The sequence below is a fragment of the Aphanizomenon sp. UHCC 0183 genome (genome assembly GCF_009712065.1).
Lineage (GTDB): Bacteria > Cyanobacteriota > Cyanobacteriia > Cyanobacteriales > Nostocaceae > Dolichospermum > Dolichospermum heterosporum.
In genome coordinates, this window is sequence record NZ_VILC01000092.1 from 1 (window position 1) to 17705 (window position 17705).

Below are 17705 nucleotides of genomic sequence, written 5' to 3' on the forward strand. Positions count from 1 at the left end.
ATGAAGAAGAATTATTCATATCAGAATTTAAGACTTTATTAAACCTGCTTGAAAACAGTGCTAAGGATATTGAAATAAAATCTTGGCAGGACTTTTTAAACAATGATGAGGCAAGAACGCGCTTTTTAGAAATTTTTGGTAATAATGAGAAAGAATCGCTTTTGCAATTACACACCAAAACCAAAAGACGTTTAATGGATATTTTGAAATTTCCATCTACTATCAAGATACCTAATAATGTCAGGTTTATTGGTGCTATTAATGTTGATGAAACCACAAATTACTTTTCACCTAAGATATTAGATCGTGTACATATTGTAAAGTTTGAGAATCCATTACTTTATGAAGAAAAGGTAACAAGATTTTTTGACAAGAATGATCTAAAGTTAGCACCGGTTTATGTGAACCCAGTTGTTTTTTCTCAAAGGGAAGAATACCCTAAAATGGATGATTCCTACATTAGTAGGAATTTAAAAGAAATAAATCAAAAATTTCTGTTACCTTTAAATATTGACTTTGGTGCTAGGTCTATTCGTCAATCTCTAAACTATGCTGAATGTAATAAGAATGTTTATGGAAATTATTTTGATGAAATTTCTCTCAATAGTATCATAACTCAAAAAATCTTGCCGCGCTTATCATTTGATACAGAAAAAAAGGCTAAAAATGCTAGTGACAAAACTAAATTAGATGTATTAAAAGATATGCTTGAATATTTACGGGATCTTCTTGGTGAAGAGTATGATACTCGTAGCGATCCAGACTATCATAACCATGATGAAATAGGTGAACCCGCCATTAAATTCCTATCTGAAATGATCGAACACGCAGAAAATAATTCTCAAATTAACTTTTTTGCATAATATACAGGAAAGACATGATGAAAGATTTTGAAGTTTTAATGGTTTCTATTGAATGGGAGTCACGCGACAAATATTTAAGTATCACCAAAAGCGTAAGGCCATTGAAACCAACAATAAAACCTGGCAATATAAATACTTATGAATATGATATTGTTCTCTATACTCAAGAGAATGGTAAGTATTTTCAATTTTGTGTAAAAACACCGCACACACCATTTTTAAAAGGTAGTGATGGCAAATATCATGATCCTCTTTTTAATTTGAAAGATGATTTATGGATAATTAAAGGAGAAGAATGGGAGATAGGACAAAGGGGAATTGGATATCATCATTGTCCTTCTATAAATACAATCGGTAAAATTGAAATTGGCATTTTAGACAATTTAAAGCAGATTAAAGATTTTATTTCAATTGATATAAATAGCAACATTCTGGATTTTGACTTTGAACAACTTAAAAATGATTTTGAGGGTGAATTATGGAATTTAATCACCTCCCAAAAATCAAAAATAACTTCTAGTAGATTAGAGTTAAGATACTATGATAAAATATTCTGTTATTCAGAAAGTAAATCAATTATTGATTTTCTAAAAGCTTATGATGCAATTGAAAAAAAACCTAAATCTGAATTATTAACATCAAAAGGTATTGCGAAAATAGAGAAAGTAAAACCTATTGCTGAAACTTACAGAAAATTAGTAAGTATTGGTGGTAGTGCTAGGGTTTTACCTTCAAAAACATTTATTGAAAATTACGATATTTATGAAAATCGCTATTTATGTTTAATGTTAAATAGTATATATAAAATTGTTTCAAATAATATTAATTATACTAAGAAACAGTTAGAATCTTTGGAATATAAAATAAACGATAAAAAGGCTAAAATTAAAGTCTTAAATGATCCTAATCCTCCAGTTAACAGGGAAGAAATTATAGAAGAAATTTTATTGCAAGAAAAAAAAGTGCAAAATATGGAGGAAGAATGGCAAAACATTAGTCGTAATATGCCATTTGATAGTCAACAAAAATTTTATACCCTAAGTATATATATTAAATATAAAGATAAAAAATCCAATAGTGGGTTCTGGTGCAAAACCGATAAGACAGCGTTTTGTCTAATCAACTTTCCTTATGCGTGTTTAAATTATTTGGAAGAAGAACAAAAATATACATTTGAATTTTCTTTTATAAAAGATCGTGATATTAGAGTGGATAAAGGAAATATTTACCCACAGTTTACGATAACAGGAATAAAAAGGATAGAACCAGAAATTGAAAAAAATATATTAAATCAACGACTGAATAATAAACAAAAATTAGAATCAAATAATTGGGTTCAAATATTAACATCAAAGGATATAAAAGAAAGAGAAAATCAAGTCAGAACTCTAGAAAATGACATAAAAAAACTTGAAAAGCAAATTAAAGACTTAGATGAATTTGTAAAAGAACAACAAAAATTATTACCATTAATAGAACAAAGAATAAGAAAGACATTTTTTAAAACTATTAAATGGCAAAATATTCAAGGTTTTACACCTTCAATGACTTTTATTCAAAATATAAGTTATCGAAATGCTTTAAATTCATATAAAGAAATATTAGAATCTGAGGGAATAGATCTAGGAGTTTTTGATCTTTATGAGAAAGCTACAACTTATGGTATGAGAGAAATACCTCAAATTTATGAATTGTGGTGTTTAGTTTCTATAATTAAGACATTAAAAGAATCATACGGGTTTAAATACAACTCACGGGATACTCGTACACTTCTAAAAGTTATTAATCCTGAAAATAATAACTTGAATAATCAGGTAACTATTAATTTTGAAGAAAATTTGAATGGTAGAACAATTACTTTATATTATCAAAAAACACTCCCAAATAATAAAAGACCTGATTTTATCCTGGAAATATCCATTAATGATAGAAAAATTTATCTTGTACTTGATGCTAAATTTAAAAATTATAATTACAAAAAATCTTTGAATTATGAGATAAAAAATTTAAATGATAAATATAGTGACATGGATTATTATGTTTTTATCTTACACCCCTGTAATGATTTAACTGGTGAAAAGAAACCAGTAAAAATGACAAATCATGGAGGTGATAAAATTTATTTTGGTGAAGAAGATCAAAAACCTACATTTCCATTTCACAAATATGGATATATTATGCACAAACCAAATTTTACAGATAACCTAAAAAAATTAATTGGAATGGCTTTTGAGTATCTTTTAGAAAGTAATAAAAATGCAAAAGATGGAAATACAATAGATCCAAAACCTACTAATGATTTATTTTGTTTGAATTGTGGCGGAAAAAAAATAGATATTCTCACACATAGAAGGGGTGAAAACAAATTTTATTACACGGCAACTTGTAAATCAAAAGAATGTGGACACCAAATACACTTAGACTATTGCTGGAAGTGTCATACAAAACTATTTAAACATGGCTATTATTGGGACTATCATAAAACATCTGTTTGGAGTAGCTTTGATATTCATTGTCCCAATTGCGGTATGGCATTTGCAGATAAACCGTGAAATTGGCAGATAAATAGATTTTTGATATCTGACGCACCGTAGTAATGGCTGTGTTTTAAGCCTAAGCCAAAGAAAAATCTGTAAACTGCCGATATTCAGGACGAATAAACCCTAAAATAATATCATCCTTTCCTACTCCTAATTCCAATAATTCCCCAGTTATTCCCCTTTCCGTACCATCCCATTCAATGCAGATTTTACCATCAATAATTCGCAGATGAAACACCACTGCATGAACTCTACCTGTTCTATCCCAACCCGTATCCATTAACAAATAATTATCAGATTCTTGATCACAAATACATAAAGCCTCAATTTTTCCATGACTAGGTTTATACTTAGCGTGATTTCCAACAATACTAATTATAATTCTTCTGTATTTTTCTAACTTATCCATTGTACAATTACCTCCTGAATTGGATCGAAAATAATGTAATTAATCTGCTGTTGATCACTTAAAATATCTTGAATAGCTGGTTTAAGAAAAAAGTCTTGATAAGCAGCTTCAGGAATCGCTAAATATAATTTACGTTCTGGATTGATTCTTTTAATTAAACTAACATAAATATTATATTGTCCTAATGTTTTTTCTAATTCTGTAATTAAAGAAGGGCTATTAAAAACTTTTATTTCAATTACAATCTTTTGCTGCATCTTCTGGGCAGCAAATAATTTTTCTGCTCCTAAATCAGCATATAAACGCAAGCCTTTGTATTCTAGTATAAAGGGGTCATCGGTAATTACCCATCCATCTTTGGTTAGAGCATTTTTAACTTGATTGTGATATAAATCGTACTGTGGCATTACTAAATCAAGAATATTAACTTTAGCCTAACAAAAACCACCTTCATCACCCACACCTGTCAGCAAACTCTTATCATCTAACACTTTGCTGAGAGTCGCAAATACTTCCGCACCCCAACGCAATGCTTCTTTAAAAGAAGGCGCACCGATAGGAACAATCATAAACTCTTGAAAATCAACGTTATTGGATGCGTGCGCCCCACCGTTGATCACATTCATCAAGAGTACAGGAAGCAAATTCGCCAAAAGTCCACCCAAATAGCGATAGAGAGGAATATCCAAAGCTACTGCACCTGCTTTGGCTGCTGCTAAAGAAATACCTCAAATGTGCCTGTGGAAGCGCCGCTAGGAACTTGCGCGAGTCCCACTGCACCACCAGCTAAATGTACTTCTGCTTCTAGGGTAGGTCTTCCCCGTGAGTCAAGGATTTCGCGGGAGATAATGGCTTCAATAGCGGTGTCTAGGTATTTTGTCATTCGTGGTTTGTCCTTGATTTTGAGTATGTCGTCAGGGTTTAACCTTTACAGTTTACTAATAACCCAATCGCTAGTTTATGTGTTTCTGGGGGAAAATCGGCTGAGATTAAAGAATATTTCCAGTAATGAGGGGCGGTAATGTTCCCTGAGTATGAAAGAAAACATGGAATTTGTCAGAATCAGGATTTATAGGATTAAAGGATGTACAGGATTATTTATTGATAATTTATTTTGTCTGATAGTGTAGCCATATCAGACATATATTTCTAAATCTGCTTGTGTTACAATTTACTCATCGCAGTAGAATTTATGAGTAAGATAAAAAAGTGTATAATGATTTAAGTTACCCTGCAAATTTATACATTCTTGGAAAGAGAAGGAAAGAAATTAAATGACAGCAGTAATTACTAATCATATTGAAATTACACCAGGGATATGCGGTGGTAAACCTCGCATTGCTGGACATCGAATTAAAGTGCAAAATATCGTTATTTGGTATGAACGCATGGGAATGTCACCAGATGAAATGGTCTATCATTATCCCAGTATTACTTTAGCGGAGGTTCATGCAGCATTGGCTTATTATTATGATCATCTAGAAGAAATTAGAAAAGATATAGAAGAAGATGAAATATTTGCTAAAGAGATGAAATCTCAAACGCCTTCTTTAGTACAGCAAAAACTTCAAAAAGGTCATGGTTAGAGAAATTAAATTTCATTTAGATGAAAATGTCAGTAGTGCGATCGCTGGTGGACTTCGTAAAAGAGGAATTGATGTAACGACAACTCCAGAACAAGGACTTATTGCGGTATCTGATGAGTTGCAATTAGAATTTTCGGTATCTCAAGGAAGAGTTATATTTACTCAGGATACGGATTTTTTGAGATTACATCAAGTCAATACAAATCACTTGGGAATTGTTTATTGTCCTCAGCAAATAAAATCTATTGGACAGATTATTCAGGGTTTAGTATTAATTTGGGAGTTGCTATCACCTGAAGAGATGTTTGGGAGAATTGAATATTTATGAATGAAGAAAGCGATCGCACTTATGAAGTCAATGTGGCTAGAGGCTAGAGGGCGATCGCTATATGGCAATATTCAATATTGAGCTAACCGTTACTGAAGAGAATCTTAATCTTTTAGCCCTTTTGATTTAGAGTGGTGACTATTTCATACCCAATTTGGGTTTTTTGTTTTTTACTCTTAATATTTCGGATTTTAATGGAACTAATTTGATTAGCATTAGTCAAATGTGTTCCTCCACAAGCTTCTTTTGCTAAACCACCAACATCCAATTTACGGACTCCTGCTTCATGAACTATTTTCAGTGGCATACTATTTCTAATTACTTCATCAAGTTTTTCCTCTAGCATTAGCTTTAACTTATTTTCATCAATTGGACTACCTATAAATGTGACTTTAGCTTATCCAGGAAAGTGATGTCCTTGGACTGCTTTTAGGTTGGGTTCAATTTTTTCCACTAAAGCAGCTAATATATGACCTGCGGAATGTAAAGACATTTGCTGAAAACGCCATTCTTCATCAACACGCAGCATAACCATACTTCCAATTTCAAAATCAGGTTTATCCTTTACAATGTGGTTAATTTGAATGAGAATATCAAAAAATGGGTGAAACCGAAAACAGCAACACCAACTTTAATGAAGCTATCCGACTATTCAACGAAATGGAAGCACCCAAGCAAGTTGAGAAAGTAGAAAAAGCGAAAATCCAAAATTAAGCCAAAGAAAAATCTGTAAACTGCCGATATTCAGGACGAATAAACCCTAAAATAATATCATCCTTTCCTACTCCTAATTCCAATAATTCCGCAGTTATTCCCCTTTCTGTACCATCCCATTCAATGCAGATTTTCCCATCAATAATTCGCAGATGAAACACCACTGCATGAACTCTACCTGTTTTATCCCAACCTGTATCCATTAATAAATAATTATCAGATTCTTGATCACAAATAGATAAAGGCTGAATTTTTCCATGACTAGGTTTATACTTAGCGTGATTTCCAACAACACTAATTATAATTCTTCTGTATTTCTCTAACTTATCCATTGTAAAATTACCTCCTGAATTGGATCAAAAATAATGTAATTAATCTGCTGTTGATCACTTAAAATATCTTGAATAGCTGGTTTTAGAAAAAGTCTTGATAAGCAGCTTCAGGAATTGCTAAATATAATTTACGTTCTGGATTAATTCTTTTTATTAAACTAACATAAATATTATATTATCCTAATGTTTTTTCTAATTCTGTAATTAAGGATTTCGCGGGAGATAATGGCTTCAATAGCGGTGTCTAGGTATTTTGTCATTCGTGGTTTGTCCTTGATTTTGAGTATGTCGTCAGGGTTTAACCTTTACAGTTTACTAATAACCCAATCGCTAGTTTATGTGTTTCTGGGGGAAAATCGGCTGACATTAAAGAAGATTTCCAATCACGACGGGTGATAATGTTCCCTGAGTATGAAAGAAAACATGGAATTTGTCAGAATCGGGATTTACAGGATTAAAGGATGTACAGGATTATTTATTGATACTTTATTTTGTCTGAATCAGGATGCTCAGGATTAAAGGATGTACAGGATTATTTATACTGCTTGACTGTTTCTGAAGAAATTAGTTGCTATTTTTAATATTTAGGTACAAAATCCTGACAATCCTCAAATTCTGGATATCCTGATTCAGACAGATATTTCTACATTTTTGTATGTTATAATTTTCAGAAAATAGCAAAGATTATTTATGAATACAGTAGAAATTCGTCAACAAATTCAAGAATATGTTGATAAACTGTCACCAGAAAGATTATTAGTGGCTGTTGATTTTTTGGCGTATTTGGCAGATAGACAAGATAATGATGCTACTGAAGAGTTATTGAAAATTCAAGGATTTAAAGAAGATTTTGCTAAAGCGAAAGAAAATGTTAAAGAAGGTAAGGTAATTTCTGTTGAGCAACTTAAACGAAAATATTAACTATACGGTTGTTATTGGCATTGATGCTCAAGATTTTTTTGAATCTGCTTCTGCTACTTTACAAAAGAAGTTAGACAGATGTTTTGAAATTTTAAAGATTGAGCCGCGTAATTATCCTAATATAAAAGCACTGAAAGGTGAATTCTCAGGTTATTATCGTTATCGAGTGGGTGACTATCGAGTGATTTATGAAATTGATGATAATTCAAAACTGGTAACTATTTTGCTGATTGCACATTGAAGTAGAGTTTATGAGTAGCTGCAATAAATATTCGTCCCTTCCCACCTTAACTTATCTCATTTGTAAATACTCTTTAAATACAGCAGATAAATTAAATAAAACTTTTTCTTGGACAACTGTTTTCAGTAAATATCGTTGTTTTAAAGATTGTAAGCCATTAATCAATTGCATTGATGATAAGTCTAAGTTTTGTTTTATATCTTCTCTCGATGCAGGTTGATTAAATTTACTTAATGCTAGAACAATTTGCTGTTCTATAGATGATAATCTATTAAATACTTGACTCAAGTTAAATTAAATAAAAAAGTCAACAATTTTGAGAAATTGTATAGTTTGAAAATTGCCCTTGAGCGTGGTTTAATTAATGAACAAGAGTATAAGTAGGTAAACAAAATAAAAATGAGGGGTATTGCGTTTTGTAAAATGGCTGAAACCCAATCAGAATCTCGCATTGAGACAACTTTACATACCGTTATATACCTTTAAATTTTTCTGTTCACCTACTTACTCAAAGAAAAGCTTCACTTGAGTAAAGTAGTCGTGTAAGGTGCATTGATTTTTAAGATAGGGGTAAAGCAAAAGCTCATTGGTGTCAACTTAAGTAAAAAAAGTTAAAAATGGCTTATCTGTTTGCTTCCACACCCGCCCGGAAATTCATTTCCGGGCTAATAGCGAAAGTAAACTAAAGTTTACTCAAAAATTTCCGGGTTATTTAGTCATCTTCAGATGACTTCTGCTATTAGACTGGGAATATGGCTAACGCCACGCTACGCTATCATTCCCAGGCGGGCTAAAGGTTTTACGTTAAGTTGACACCAATGAGCATTGCTAAACCCCTTGTATCTTAATAAGGAGAGAAAAGAGTAAAATCTTAACTCAAGCAACGGAAGCAAAAGGCAGAGAGAAACTCGTTAAACCCCTAGGGACACCAAGCCCGCAACGTAGATCGAGTCATCTATGCCTAAACAGTGGAACCAGTTAAAACTGGACAGTATCAGAGGTCGCCCGCCAAAGGGTAAACCTGCATTTACAAGGATAGTTTATCACCACTAATTGCTAACTGAAGCAGCCCTTTAGAATCAAGATACCAATCTTATGATAAGTATAAGTACAGAGATAGATGTATTAGGAATTGATATCAGTAAAGCCAAATTTGATGTGGCATTACTCCGAGGACAAGAGAAAATTAAAAGTCAGGTATTTACCAATGACCTGGAAGGATTTACCGAATTGCAAGCCTGGCTAATCAGCCAGGGAGTAACTAATCTCCATGCCTGTATGGAAGCTACGAGCATTTACGGTAATGCCCTAGCCAGATTCTTGGTAGCGGCTGGATACAAAGTCAGCATTGTTAATCCATCACGAACCAAATCCTTTGGACGTAGTGAATTAAGTCGCACAAAAACTGACCGTGCTGATGCCAAAGTGATTGCTAGATTTTGTGTTGCCTTACAGCCTGCACCTTGGACACCACCGGCTTTAGAGGTGGAACAACTACAAGCTTTGGTACACCGTCTGGATCACCTAAATGCCATGCGCCAACAGGAGCAAAATCGCCTAGAAACTGTTGACCCTATTTTAGTTGAGGCAATTACGGCTCATGTTGATTTTCTCCATGAGCAAATTCAGACCACTAGGAATCTGATTCGTGATCACTTTCACAATCACCCTCATCTCAAGGCGCAACGGGATTTATTAACTTCCATTCCTGGCATTGCTGAACTGACTGCTACTGTGATTCTTGCAGAAATTCGTGATATTTCTGCTTTCGACAGTGCTGACCAATTGGCTGCTTTTGCGGGGCTTACTCCTCAAGAGTTTTCTTCTGGTTCTTCCGTTCATGGCAAACCTCGTTTGTCTAAAATTGGCAATTCCCGTTTGCGTCAGGCTCTTTTTATGCCTGCGATTGTTGCTCGTCGCTATAATCCTTTGATTCACTCCTTCTGTGAACGTCTTTTGGCTAAAGGTAAATCTAAAAAGTCTGTTATTGGTGCAGCCATGCACAAGCTTTTACGCCAAGTTTTTGGTGTTCTCAAGTCTCAGACCGCTTTTGACCCTAATTTTCTTTCTCCCACCACTTGACTTTCAAGACAGTATCTACCGCGTTGAGATATAATCATGAAAAATGCTATAATATAAACCTATCCCAAGCTATGTATGAAATATGAAAATAATTCTAGATAACTTAGAACCCAACCTAGTCGAAAATCTCAGATATCAAGCAGAACAACATGGACGGACTCTAGAGACTGAGTTAAAACTAATTTTAACACAAGCTGTTACCAAAAATGTCCGAGAAAACTCTCAGGAACAAACATTAATTCCCCTAGAAATATTAGCAGCACAGGTAAAAGATTCCTTAGATAATACAGGATATAATTCCCATGAGCAAATTATTAATTTAATTCAAGATGTAAAAAGAGAAATAGCTGAAGAACATTTATTAAAAGCACAGCATCGCAATGAGTTATGATATCCCTCAACGTCTATTTTTAGACACTAATATTTATATTATTGGTGTTGCTAATCAGGATAGTTATGAAAGAAAAATATTAGAATCAGTTGGTTTTTTACAATCTTCATCTGTAGAAGTTATCGTTTCAGAAGAATTATTAGATCAAATCTTACGAGTATCTAAACGTTTATATAATAAAGATTGGGGTAGTCAAATTGTTGCTCGGATTTGGCAGCAATTACAGGTTATTTATGTCAATTTTACTTCTGAGGAATGGCTCAAAATAGAAGAGTTAGGATTAATTCCTCGTGAAGATATTGGAGTTTATTTAACTGCTAGTAAGGGTGAAACTCAATGTTTTGTTTCTGCTAATTATAAACTAATTCGTTGTTTAGTTCAAGAAACAAAAGAGTTTGAATGTTTAACTCCTCAAGAATTTGTGAATAAGTATTTATCATAATTATTATTCCCAAAACTTATTATTCTATTTCACACTTTATTTTAAGCCACAAAAAAATCTGTAAACTGGCGATATTCAGGACGAATAAACCCTAAAATAATATCATCCTTTCCTACTCCTAATTCCAATAATTCCCCAGTTATCCCCCTTTCTGTACCATCCCCTTCAATGCAGATTTTACCATCAATAATTCGCAAATGAAACACCACTGCATGAACCCAACCTGTAACCATTAACAAATAATTATCAGATTCTTGATCAGAAATACATAAAGCCTCAATTTTTCCATGACTAGGTTTATAAGTAGTGAGACAGAATTAATTACATAATGTCATTGCGTTAGCGCAGCGTGGCGTTAGCCATAAGGAACAAAGTGAAATGAAGCAATCGCAAGGGTTGTGATTGCTTCCCTTCGCTCGCAATGACTGTAAATATTTTTGTCCAATTACTTACTTGGCGTGATTTGCAACAATACTAATTATAATTCTTCTGTATTTTCCTAACTTATCCATTGTACAATTACCTCCTGAATTGGATCAAAAATAATGTAATTAATCTGCTGTTGAGTTCCTAGTCTCTGACTAGGAATGCAGTTAATGAGGCTCTGCCTCTAATATCATTGAAGTCAGAGCCTTCTAGAATTTATTCCCAGTCAGAGACTGGGAATGAGATGACTTGAGTTCTTTGCGGGATAGATGTTTTACGCTAAAGAAATCGTCTTCTTGTCCGAGGTTCAGACTGTGTTCTTCGTAAAGGGACTACTTCTGCTTCGCTACCCTCCCTAGCTACTCGAATTAATAACGCAGAAGATACCAAACTAGCAACCATCGAATTACCACCATAACTAAACATAGGTAAAGGTAAGCCTGTAGTTGGTAACGCACCTGTAGTTACACCAATATGTAATAGTGATTGGCCAACCATAACAACTACTACACCAATTGCTACTAATTTGGACGTGAGATTTTTGGATTTAAGGGCAATAATTAATCCTAAAGTGGCAAATATTGCTAACATTAGCAAGAGTAAAATACCGCCAATAAAACCAAATTCTTCGGAAAAAATTGCGAAGATAAAATCAGTATCTTGAATTGGTAAATAGAATAACTTTTGTTGAGAAAGTCCAAATCCCGACCCCCAAGTTTGCCCTGAACCTACGGCTAATAAACTTTGTACTAACTGATAACCATCTCCTGTGGCATCCCCCCAAGGATTCATAAAGGACATAATGCGTTTACGTTGATATTCTTTGATACTAATACTGAGTAATGCTAAAAGCAGACCACCAAAGGCTGTTCCTCCCAAATATTTATATGGTATTCCTGCTGCTAAGGCAATGAACCAAATTGTCATGCCGCAAAGTGCTGTGGTACTTAAGTTAGGTTGGGCAAGAATTCCTAAAAGCACAAGACCAAAAACACCCAACCAAGATAAACGAATTCCCCAAGGTCGTTTTTCCCACTGGCCAAAAAGTGTGGCGCTTTGTAAAACTAAAAAGGGTTTAATTAATTCTGATGGTTGGATAGGAATGGGGCCAATGGCTATCCACCTAGCAGCATCAAAGGCTTTTTTTCCTAATCCTGGTATTAATGTCAGAAAAATCAGCATCAGAAAAAATATTAAAAACCAATGAGATACACCCAAGATTTTTCGCAATGGCAGATTAACAATGATGTTGAAAATAATTAAGGAAGCTATAGCCCAAAGAATTTGCCGTTTAAAATAATACAAACCGTCACCATGACGGGCATCAGCAACGGGATAGGATGCGGAAAAGAGGATGATTAAGCCAATAAACATCCACGTTAATGTTATCCAGCGCAACAATCGGGCTTCTAAACCCCAGCTAGAAACAGAATTATCAAAAATTGGGATTAAACGGAGTAGATTCACAATTTGGTAATTGGTAATTGGTGATTTTCTTCTTTCTTCTCCTGACTCCTGGGTGGGGAAACCCCGCCCCTGCTACAAGAAATGCTGTATTTAAATTAAAACTAAGTTATCTCGGTGAATCACAGTATCTGCGCCTCCATAACCCAGAATTGATGGGATTTCCCGTGAATGTCGTCCGCAAATTTTCTGCAATTCTTCACTATTATAATTCACTAATCCTCTAGCAATTTCATCACCATTACTATCACACAATTGCACCGCTTCTTGATTGTCAAATTCCCCTTCTATGGCTTTAATTCCCGCTGCTAGTAAGGATTTTCCCGCTTTGACAACGGCAGCGATCGCCCCCTCGTCTAAATATAATTTTCCTCCAGGAATCAAACCATAGGCTATCCAACGTTTGCGGGCTGAGGTTGGTTCTGGTTGCGGTGCAAAATGTGTACCAATCAGTTCCCCTTGAATAATTTTTTCAATGTTTCGGGGAAACTGTCCTTGAGTAATGACTGTACGGATACCAGCAGCGATCGCAATTCTCGCTGCCGAAATTTTAGTCATCATCCCTCCAGTCCCCCATTGAGAACCCTGTCCACCAGTTTGAATCTGTAAATCTGTCAGTTCTTGCATACTACTAACTAAACTAATTGGTTTAGCATCGGGTACGGAACGAGGATCGGCTGAATATAATCTATCAACATCCGTTAATAAAAATAACCAATCTGCTTCTACTAAACTAGCTACTAATGCAGACAGGGTATCATTATCCCCAAATTTTAATTCTTCTACCGCTACTGTATCATTTTCATTAACTATAGGAATTACTCCCAAACCTAGTAATTCTTGAAAAGTATTATTAGCATTCAGATAGCGGCTACGTTGTACCAAATCTGCCCTAGTTAATAATACTTGAGCAATTGGTTGTTGGAGAATACTAAATAAATCATCATATATACGCATTAATCTACCCTGTCCAACTGCTGCTACAGCCTGTTTTAAAGCTATAGTTTTGGGACGTTCCGTTAACCCTAACCGCGCACAACCGACTCCCACCGCGCCAGAAGAAACTAAAATTACCCGATGTCCCTGTCGTCTCAAATCACAGAGGGTTTCCGCTAAAGTAGCAATACTAGAAAGGGCTAATTGTCCTGTTTCTGGTTGAGTAAGGCTAGAAGTACCGATTTTAACAACAATTGTTTTGGTCATTAGTTAGTGGTCAGTTGTTATTCCCAAAAAATTATACAGCGCCAATCCCTCTATGGTGAAGGTTGGCGCTGTACGGGTTTATATTTATCTATTATGTGCTAGGGTCTTTTTAGGCTGACCCTGATGTTATTGAAATTAATAATCTCTGATTTTTTGCGAATTTGATAATTCCTTAACTATTTCTTTAGATTTACTTTCCTGACGAATGATAAATCTTTGTAAAGATTTGTATCTTAAAACTATTAATACAGCACGGCGAAAATAAACCAACCACTATAAATCTCCCAAAAGCTTATACCGTCTTCGTTTTGACCTTTGACTTTTGATTTTCGCCTAGCGGTACTAAGTAGGTAGACGTGAGATAAACAAAATGTGTATTGTAGAACCAAGAAACATTCCAATATAATTGCGCTGCCGCTTCATCCAACCTGCAAAAAAAATGGCGAAGGTATGGTTATCGTTGATAATATAACTATGCTTTCTAAGTAGGTTAACAGAAAAATTTAAAGGTATCTAACGATATGTAAAGTTGTCTCAATGCGAGACTCTGATTGAGTTTTAGCCATTTTACAAAACGCAATACCCCTCGGTTTTATTTTGTCCACCTACTTAGTTACCAATTATGACTATAGCCACTGAACGCCAGATTACACTAGAAGATTTTCTCAAGTTACCAGAAACTAAACCAGCATCAGAATTTATTAAGGGGGAAATCCTACAAAAACCTATGCCACAGGGTGAACATAGCTTAATTCAGACTACTTTTATTGAAGTTGTCAATGGACTAACCAGAAGTCAAAAAATTGCTATAGCTTTCTCCGAACTACGCTGTATTTTTTGTGGTAGTACCATTGTTCCTGATATTGCGGTGTTCCGGTGGGAGAGAATTCCCACAACTGAATCTGGGAAAATTGCTAACCGCTTTGAAATTCATCCTGACTGGGTAATAGAGATTCTTTCTCCTGAACAACTACAGAAAAAAGTATTAACAAAATTATTGCATTGTTCCCGACATGGAACTGAGTTAGCTTGGTTATTAAACCCAGAAGAAGAAAGTGTATTGGCTGTATTTCCTGGACAAAAAATTGAAATATATGAAGGTGATGATAAATTACCAATTTTGGAAAATATAAATTTAGAATTAACAGTTAAGGAAATTTTTGGTTGGTTGAGTTTTGGTTCATAACTGTAGCAAGGAAAGGGGGATGAGAAACTTTATCAAGGGCGGGTAAACCCCGCCCAGAAATGAATGTCAGGGCTAATAACCAAAGTCTACTAAGGGACTTCCAATTAAAAAAATCCCCAAAAGTTTCTTGTGGTGCGGGCATCTTGCCCGCTAATTACCAAGGACAGGCAGGATGCCCATCCCACAAAATTGGGTAATTTATTTTTTGGTGATCCCTAAAGTAGACTCAAGATTATTTAGTCATCAAAAGACAACTTTTGCTATGAGACTGGGAATATGGCTAACGCCACGCTTCGCTATCATTCCCAGGCAGAACTTATGCCCACCTGGATATTAAAATTGTTGTAAGAAGCGCAAATCGCTGTTATATAAACGGCGAATATCATCAATTTGGTGTAATACCATAGCAAAACGTTCTACACCAAAACCAGCAGCAAAGCCGCTATAAACTTCGGGGTCATAACCGACAGATTTTAAAACATTGGGGTCAACCATTCCGCAACCCATGACTTCTAACCAACGTCCTTTCCACTGTAAATCTACTTCTGCCGAAGGTTCAGTAAAAGGGAAATAACTGGCACGAAAGCGAATTGGTAAGTCACCAAATATTGATTGTAAAAAGATTTTGACAGTTCCTTTCAGGTCTGTAAAAGTTAGTCCTTCATCTATAGCTAAAAGTTCGATTTGATGAAAAACTGCTGAGTGGGTCGCATCTACATCATCTCTGCGATATACTCGACCTGGGGCAACAACTCGAATGGGTGGTTCTTCCTTTTCCATGTAGCGAATTTGCACTGAGGAAGTATGAGTCCGTAATAAATTACCATCTGGTAAATAGAAGGTATCTTGCATATCACGGGCTGGATGATCTGGGGGGGTGTTAAGTGCTTCAAAATTGTAGTAATCTGTTTCCATTTCTGATCCTTGGGCAACGGTGTAACCCATGCCGACAAAGATATCTAGGGTTTGGTCAATAATGCCATTGAGGGGATGAATCCGACCTTGGGGACGGTAAATACCGGGCATGGTGACATCTATGGTTTCCGCCTCTAGCTGTACCTGAATTTGAGCAGCTTCTAGGGTTGTGCGTTGCTGGTCAAGGCTGTTTTGAATAGCTTCTTTGACTGTGTTAGCGATCGCTCCAATTTTAGGCCGTTCTTCCGCGCTCATTTGCCCCATACTTCGCAATAGCGCCCCCAATTGCCCTTTTTTGCCTAAATAGTTGACTCTAAGTTCTTCTAGGCGTTCTAGGCTATCAGCAGAGGCGATCGCTGTTTCTCCTTCTTGCCGTAATGCTAAAAGTTGATCCTCTAAATTGCTAGTCATTAGTTATTGGTGATTAGTCATTAGTCATTAGTCTATAGTAGGGGACGGGGAACAGGGAAGCAGGGGGCAGGGGGCAGGGGGCAGGGGGCAGGGAGAATATTTATTGCCTATTGCCTATTGCCTATTGCCTATTGCCTTCTTCCTGACAACTGACAACTGACAACTGACAACTGACAACTGACAAATGAAATTACTAGTTAGCAATGATGATGGAATTTCTGCTTTGGGTATTCGTACCCTAGCCAACACTTTAGCAGCAGCGGGTCATGAAGTGACAGTAGTTTGTCCAGATCGAGAGCGATCGGCAACAGGACACGGATTAACTTTACTGCAACCAATTCGCGCGGAAATAGTAGAATCTGTTTTTCATCCTCATATTAAGGCTTGGGCTTGTGATGGTACGCCTTCAGATTGTGTAAAATTGGGATTATGGGCTTTATTAGATTCTCCACCCGATCTAGTGCTATCTGGAATTAACCAAGGGGCAAATTTAGGGACAGAAATCCTCTACTCTGGGACTGTTTCTGCCGCCATGGAAGGAGTCATCGAAGGTATTCCTAGTATTGCTTTTAGTTTAACCAGTCATACTCATAAAGACTTTCAAACAGCGGCTAAATTTGCCGAAATCCTAGTTGCTAAAATTGCCGCCCAACCACTGCCAGAATTGATGTTACTGAATGTCAACGTCCCCCCCCTATCTTGGGAAGAAATAGCTGGAGTTACTTTTACCAGACAAGGAGTACGACGTTACGTAGATGTTTTTGATAAGCGAACTGATCCCAGAGGTAAAACTTACTACTGGTTAACTGGAGAGGTGATCGAAGATGTAGAACCACCTATAGAACTAAACTTACCAACCCACATTCCCCTTGATGTTCATGCCATTCAAAAAAAATATATCAGTATTACTCCATTACAATATAATTTGACTTATGGGCATGGACTTAATCAGCTATCTGGGTGGGAATTTGAATTTCCCTAGATTGAGGCATTTTCATCTCAGCTAGAAAAAATTATAGAGACATCCGGTAAGCGTAAAACTCAGTGTCTTTAGACGCGCTCGTTTCCCACTTACCGTGAGGTCTTATGAAAAAAAACAGCTATGGCAGGAGTCAGGAGTAAAAACCTGTTGTGGACGGAGTTTTATTTCATGTCCTATACTCAAAACGGCTTGATTGTTTGATTCTAAACGTAGGGGTAAAGCATGAGCTAAACCCCTACACATCTGGGTTTTTTGTCATTTGGCAAAAG

General features: G+C 35.5%; 21 protein-coding genes and 2 pseudogenes. 11 read left to right on the top strand and 12 right to left on the bottom strand.

Features of this window, described 5'->3' with window-relative positions:
- Positions 1-863: hypothetical protein (locus tag FJR37_RS21650; protein WP_217355362.1), on the top strand; the 863-nt coding region annotated here is incomplete at its 5' end.
- A 14-nt stretch (positions 864-877) separates the two neighbouring features.
- Positions 878-3415, top strand: a complete 2538-nt coding sequence (locus FJR37_RS21655; RefSeq protein WP_168467089.1) for a nuclease domain-containing protein — start codon at positions 878-880, stop codon at positions 3413-3415.
- Between the two features lie 61 nt (positions 3416-3476).
- Here the strand turns inward: FJR37_RS21655 and FJR37_RS21660 are convergent, their stop codons facing one another.
- From FJR37_RS21660 to eno, 3 genes and pseudogenes are all read right to left on the bottom strand, one after another.
- A complete protein-coding gene (locus FJR37_RS21660; protein WP_039201781.1) occupies positions 3477-3812 on the bottom strand; it encodes a XisI protein in 336 nt (111 codons plus the stop codon).
- The gene (locus tag FJR37_RS21665) at positions 3800-4219 is read right to left on the bottom strand and encodes an element excision factor XisH family protein (RefSeq protein ID WP_027400758.1); all 420 of its coding nucleotides are present in this window, start codon (positions 4217-4219) and stop codon (positions 3800-3802) included. Before FJR37_RS21665 ends, FJR37_RS21660 begins: the two co-directional genes overlap by 13 nt.
- Before the next feature lie 33 nt (positions 4220-4252).
- Positions 4253-4695: pseudogene (eno, locus tag FJR37_RS21670) on the bottom strand (phosphopyruvate hydratase); the annotation flags it as partial.
- Between the two features lie 391 nt (positions 4696-5086).
- On the opposite strand from eno, the gene FJR37_RS21675 reads away from it, so the two are divergent.
- Together FJR37_RS21675 and FJR37_RS21680 are read left to right on the top strand one after the other, a co-directional pair.
- Entirely contained in the window at positions 5087-5398 is a 312-nt protein-coding gene (locus tag FJR37_RS21675) for a DUF433 domain-containing protein (protein WP_027400760.1), read from the top strand.
- Positions 5391-5726 carry a DUF5615 family PIN-like protein gene (locus tag FJR37_RS21680; protein ID WP_168467090.1) on the top strand — a complete coding sequence of 112 codons (336 nt, stop codon included), beginning with the start codon at positions 5391-5393 and terminating at the stop codon, positions 5724-5726. The genes FJR37_RS21675 and FJR37_RS21680 overlap by 8 nt, the downstream gene beginning before the upstream one ends.
- Positions 5727-5838: 112 nt before the next feature.
- Here the strand turns inward: FJR37_RS21680 and FJR37_RS21685 are convergent, their stop codons facing one another.
- The 4 genes from FJR37_RS21685 to FJR37_RS27830 all read right to left on the bottom strand — a co-directional run bounded on the left by FJR37_RS21685 (position 5839) and on the right by FJR37_RS27830 (position 6941).
- Positions 5839-6072 carry an alanine-tRNA synthetase second additional domain-containing protein gene (locus tag FJR37_RS21685; RefSeq protein ID WP_168467091.1) on the bottom strand — a complete coding sequence of 78 codons (234 nt, stop codon included), beginning with the start codon at positions 6070-6072 and terminating at the stop codon, positions 5839-5841.
- Positions 6073-6123: 51 nt separating this feature from the next.
- A complete protein-coding gene (locus FJR37_RS21690) occupies positions 6124-6261 on the bottom strand; it encodes a hypothetical protein (protein WP_168467092.1) in 138 nt (45 codons plus the stop codon).
- Between the two features lie 175 nt (positions 6262-6436).
- Positions 6437-6772: a XisI protein gene (locus tag FJR37_RS21695; protein ID WP_168467093.1), complete on the bottom strand. Its 336-nt coding sequence runs from the start codon at positions 6770-6772 to the stop codon at positions 6437-6439.
- Between the two features lie 82 nt (positions 6773-6854).
- Positions 6855-6941, bottom strand: coding sequence for a hypothetical protein (locus tag FJR37_RS27830; RefSeq protein ID WP_168467107.1), 87 nt, complete (start codon positions 6939-6941; stop codon positions 6855-6857).
- A gap of 521 nt (positions 6942-7462) precedes the next feature.
- On the opposite strand from FJR37_RS27830, the gene FJR37_RS21705 reads away from it, so the two are divergent.
- A complete protein-coding gene (locus FJR37_RS21705; protein ID WP_027400762.1) occupies positions 7463-7693 on the top strand; it encodes a hypothetical protein in 231 nt (76 codons plus the stop codon).
- The gene (locus FJR37_RS21710; RefSeq protein ID WP_039201778.1) at positions 7668-7934 is read left to right on the top strand and encodes a type II toxin-antitoxin system RelE/ParE family toxin; all 267 of its coding nucleotides are present in this window, start codon (positions 7668-7670) and stop codon (positions 7932-7934) included. Before FJR37_RS21705 ends, FJR37_RS21710 begins: the two co-directional genes overlap by 26 nt.
- Before the next feature lie 51 nt (positions 7935-7985).
- On the opposite strand, the gene FJR37_RS21715 is transcribed toward FJR37_RS21710, so the two are convergent.
- Complete coding sequence (locus tag FJR37_RS21715) at positions 7986-8222, bottom strand: hypothetical protein (protein ID WP_027400764.1); 237 nt, start codon at positions 8220-8222, stop codon at positions 7986-7988.
- Positions 8223-9029: 807 nt separating this feature from the next.
- Between FJR37_RS21715 and FJR37_RS21720 the strand changes: the two genes are divergently transcribed.
- The 3 genes from FJR37_RS21720 to FJR37_RS21730 all read left to right on the top strand — a co-directional run bounded on the left by FJR37_RS21720 (position 9030) and on the right by FJR37_RS21730 (position 10849).
- The gene (locus tag FJR37_RS21720; protein WP_168467094.1) at positions 9030-10016 is read left to right on the top strand and encodes a transposase; all 987 of its coding nucleotides are present in this window, start codon (positions 9030-9032) and stop codon (positions 10014-10016) included.
- 82 nt (positions 10017-10098) lie between these two features.
- A complete protein-coding gene (locus tag FJR37_RS21725) occupies positions 10099-10407 on the top strand; it encodes a hypothetical protein (RefSeq protein ID WP_168467095.1) in 309 nt (102 codons plus the stop codon).
- A complete protein-coding gene (locus FJR37_RS21730; RefSeq protein WP_168467096.1) occupies positions 10397-10849 on the top strand; it encodes a hypothetical protein in 453 nt (150 codons plus the stop codon). Before FJR37_RS21725 ends, FJR37_RS21730 begins: the two co-directional genes overlap by 11 nt.
- Before the next feature lie 41 nt (positions 10850-10890).
- Here FJR37_RS21730 and FJR37_RS21735 read toward each other — a convergent pair.
- From FJR37_RS21735 to proB, 3 genes and pseudogenes are all read right to left on the bottom strand, one after another.
- Positions 10891-11142: pseudogene (locus tag FJR37_RS21735) on the bottom strand (element excision factor XisI family protein); the annotation flags it as partial.
- Between the two features lie 412 nt (positions 11143-11554).
- Positions 11555-12742: an FtsW/RodA/SpoVE family cell cycle protein gene (locus tag FJR37_RS21740; RefSeq protein ID WP_168467097.1), complete on the bottom strand. Its 1188-nt coding sequence runs from the start codon at positions 12740-12742 to the stop codon at positions 11555-11557.
- A gap of 90 nt (positions 12743-12832) precedes the next feature.
- A complete protein-coding gene (gene proB / locus FJR37_RS21745; RefSeq protein WP_168467098.1) occupies positions 12833-13942 on the bottom strand; it encodes a glutamate 5-kinase in 1110 nt (369 codons plus the stop codon).
- A gap of 622 nt (positions 13943-14564) precedes the next feature.
- Between proB and FJR37_RS21750 the strand changes: the two genes are divergently transcribed.
- Positions 14565-15128, top strand: a complete 564-nt coding sequence (locus tag FJR37_RS21750) for a Uma2 family endonuclease (RefSeq protein WP_168467099.1) — start codon at positions 14565-14567, stop codon at positions 15126-15128.
- A gap of 333 nt (positions 15129-15461) precedes the next feature.
- Here the strand turns inward: FJR37_RS21750 and pheS are convergent, their stop codons facing one another.
- A complete protein-coding gene (pheS, locus tag FJR37_RS21755) occupies positions 15462-16454 on the bottom strand; it encodes a phenylalanine--tRNA ligase subunit alpha (protein WP_027400769.1) in 993 nt (330 codons plus the stop codon).
- A gap of 184 nt (positions 16455-16638) precedes the next feature.
- Here pheS and surE point away from each other — a divergent pair, with 184 nt between their 5' ends.
- On the top strand, positions 16639-17436 hold the full coding sequence (gene surE, locus FJR37_RS21760) for a 5'/3'-nucleotidase SurE (RefSeq protein WP_027400770.1): 798 nt from the start codon (positions 16639-16641) through the stop codon (positions 17434-17436).
- The last annotated feature ends 269 nt before the right edge of the window (positions 17437-17705 follow it).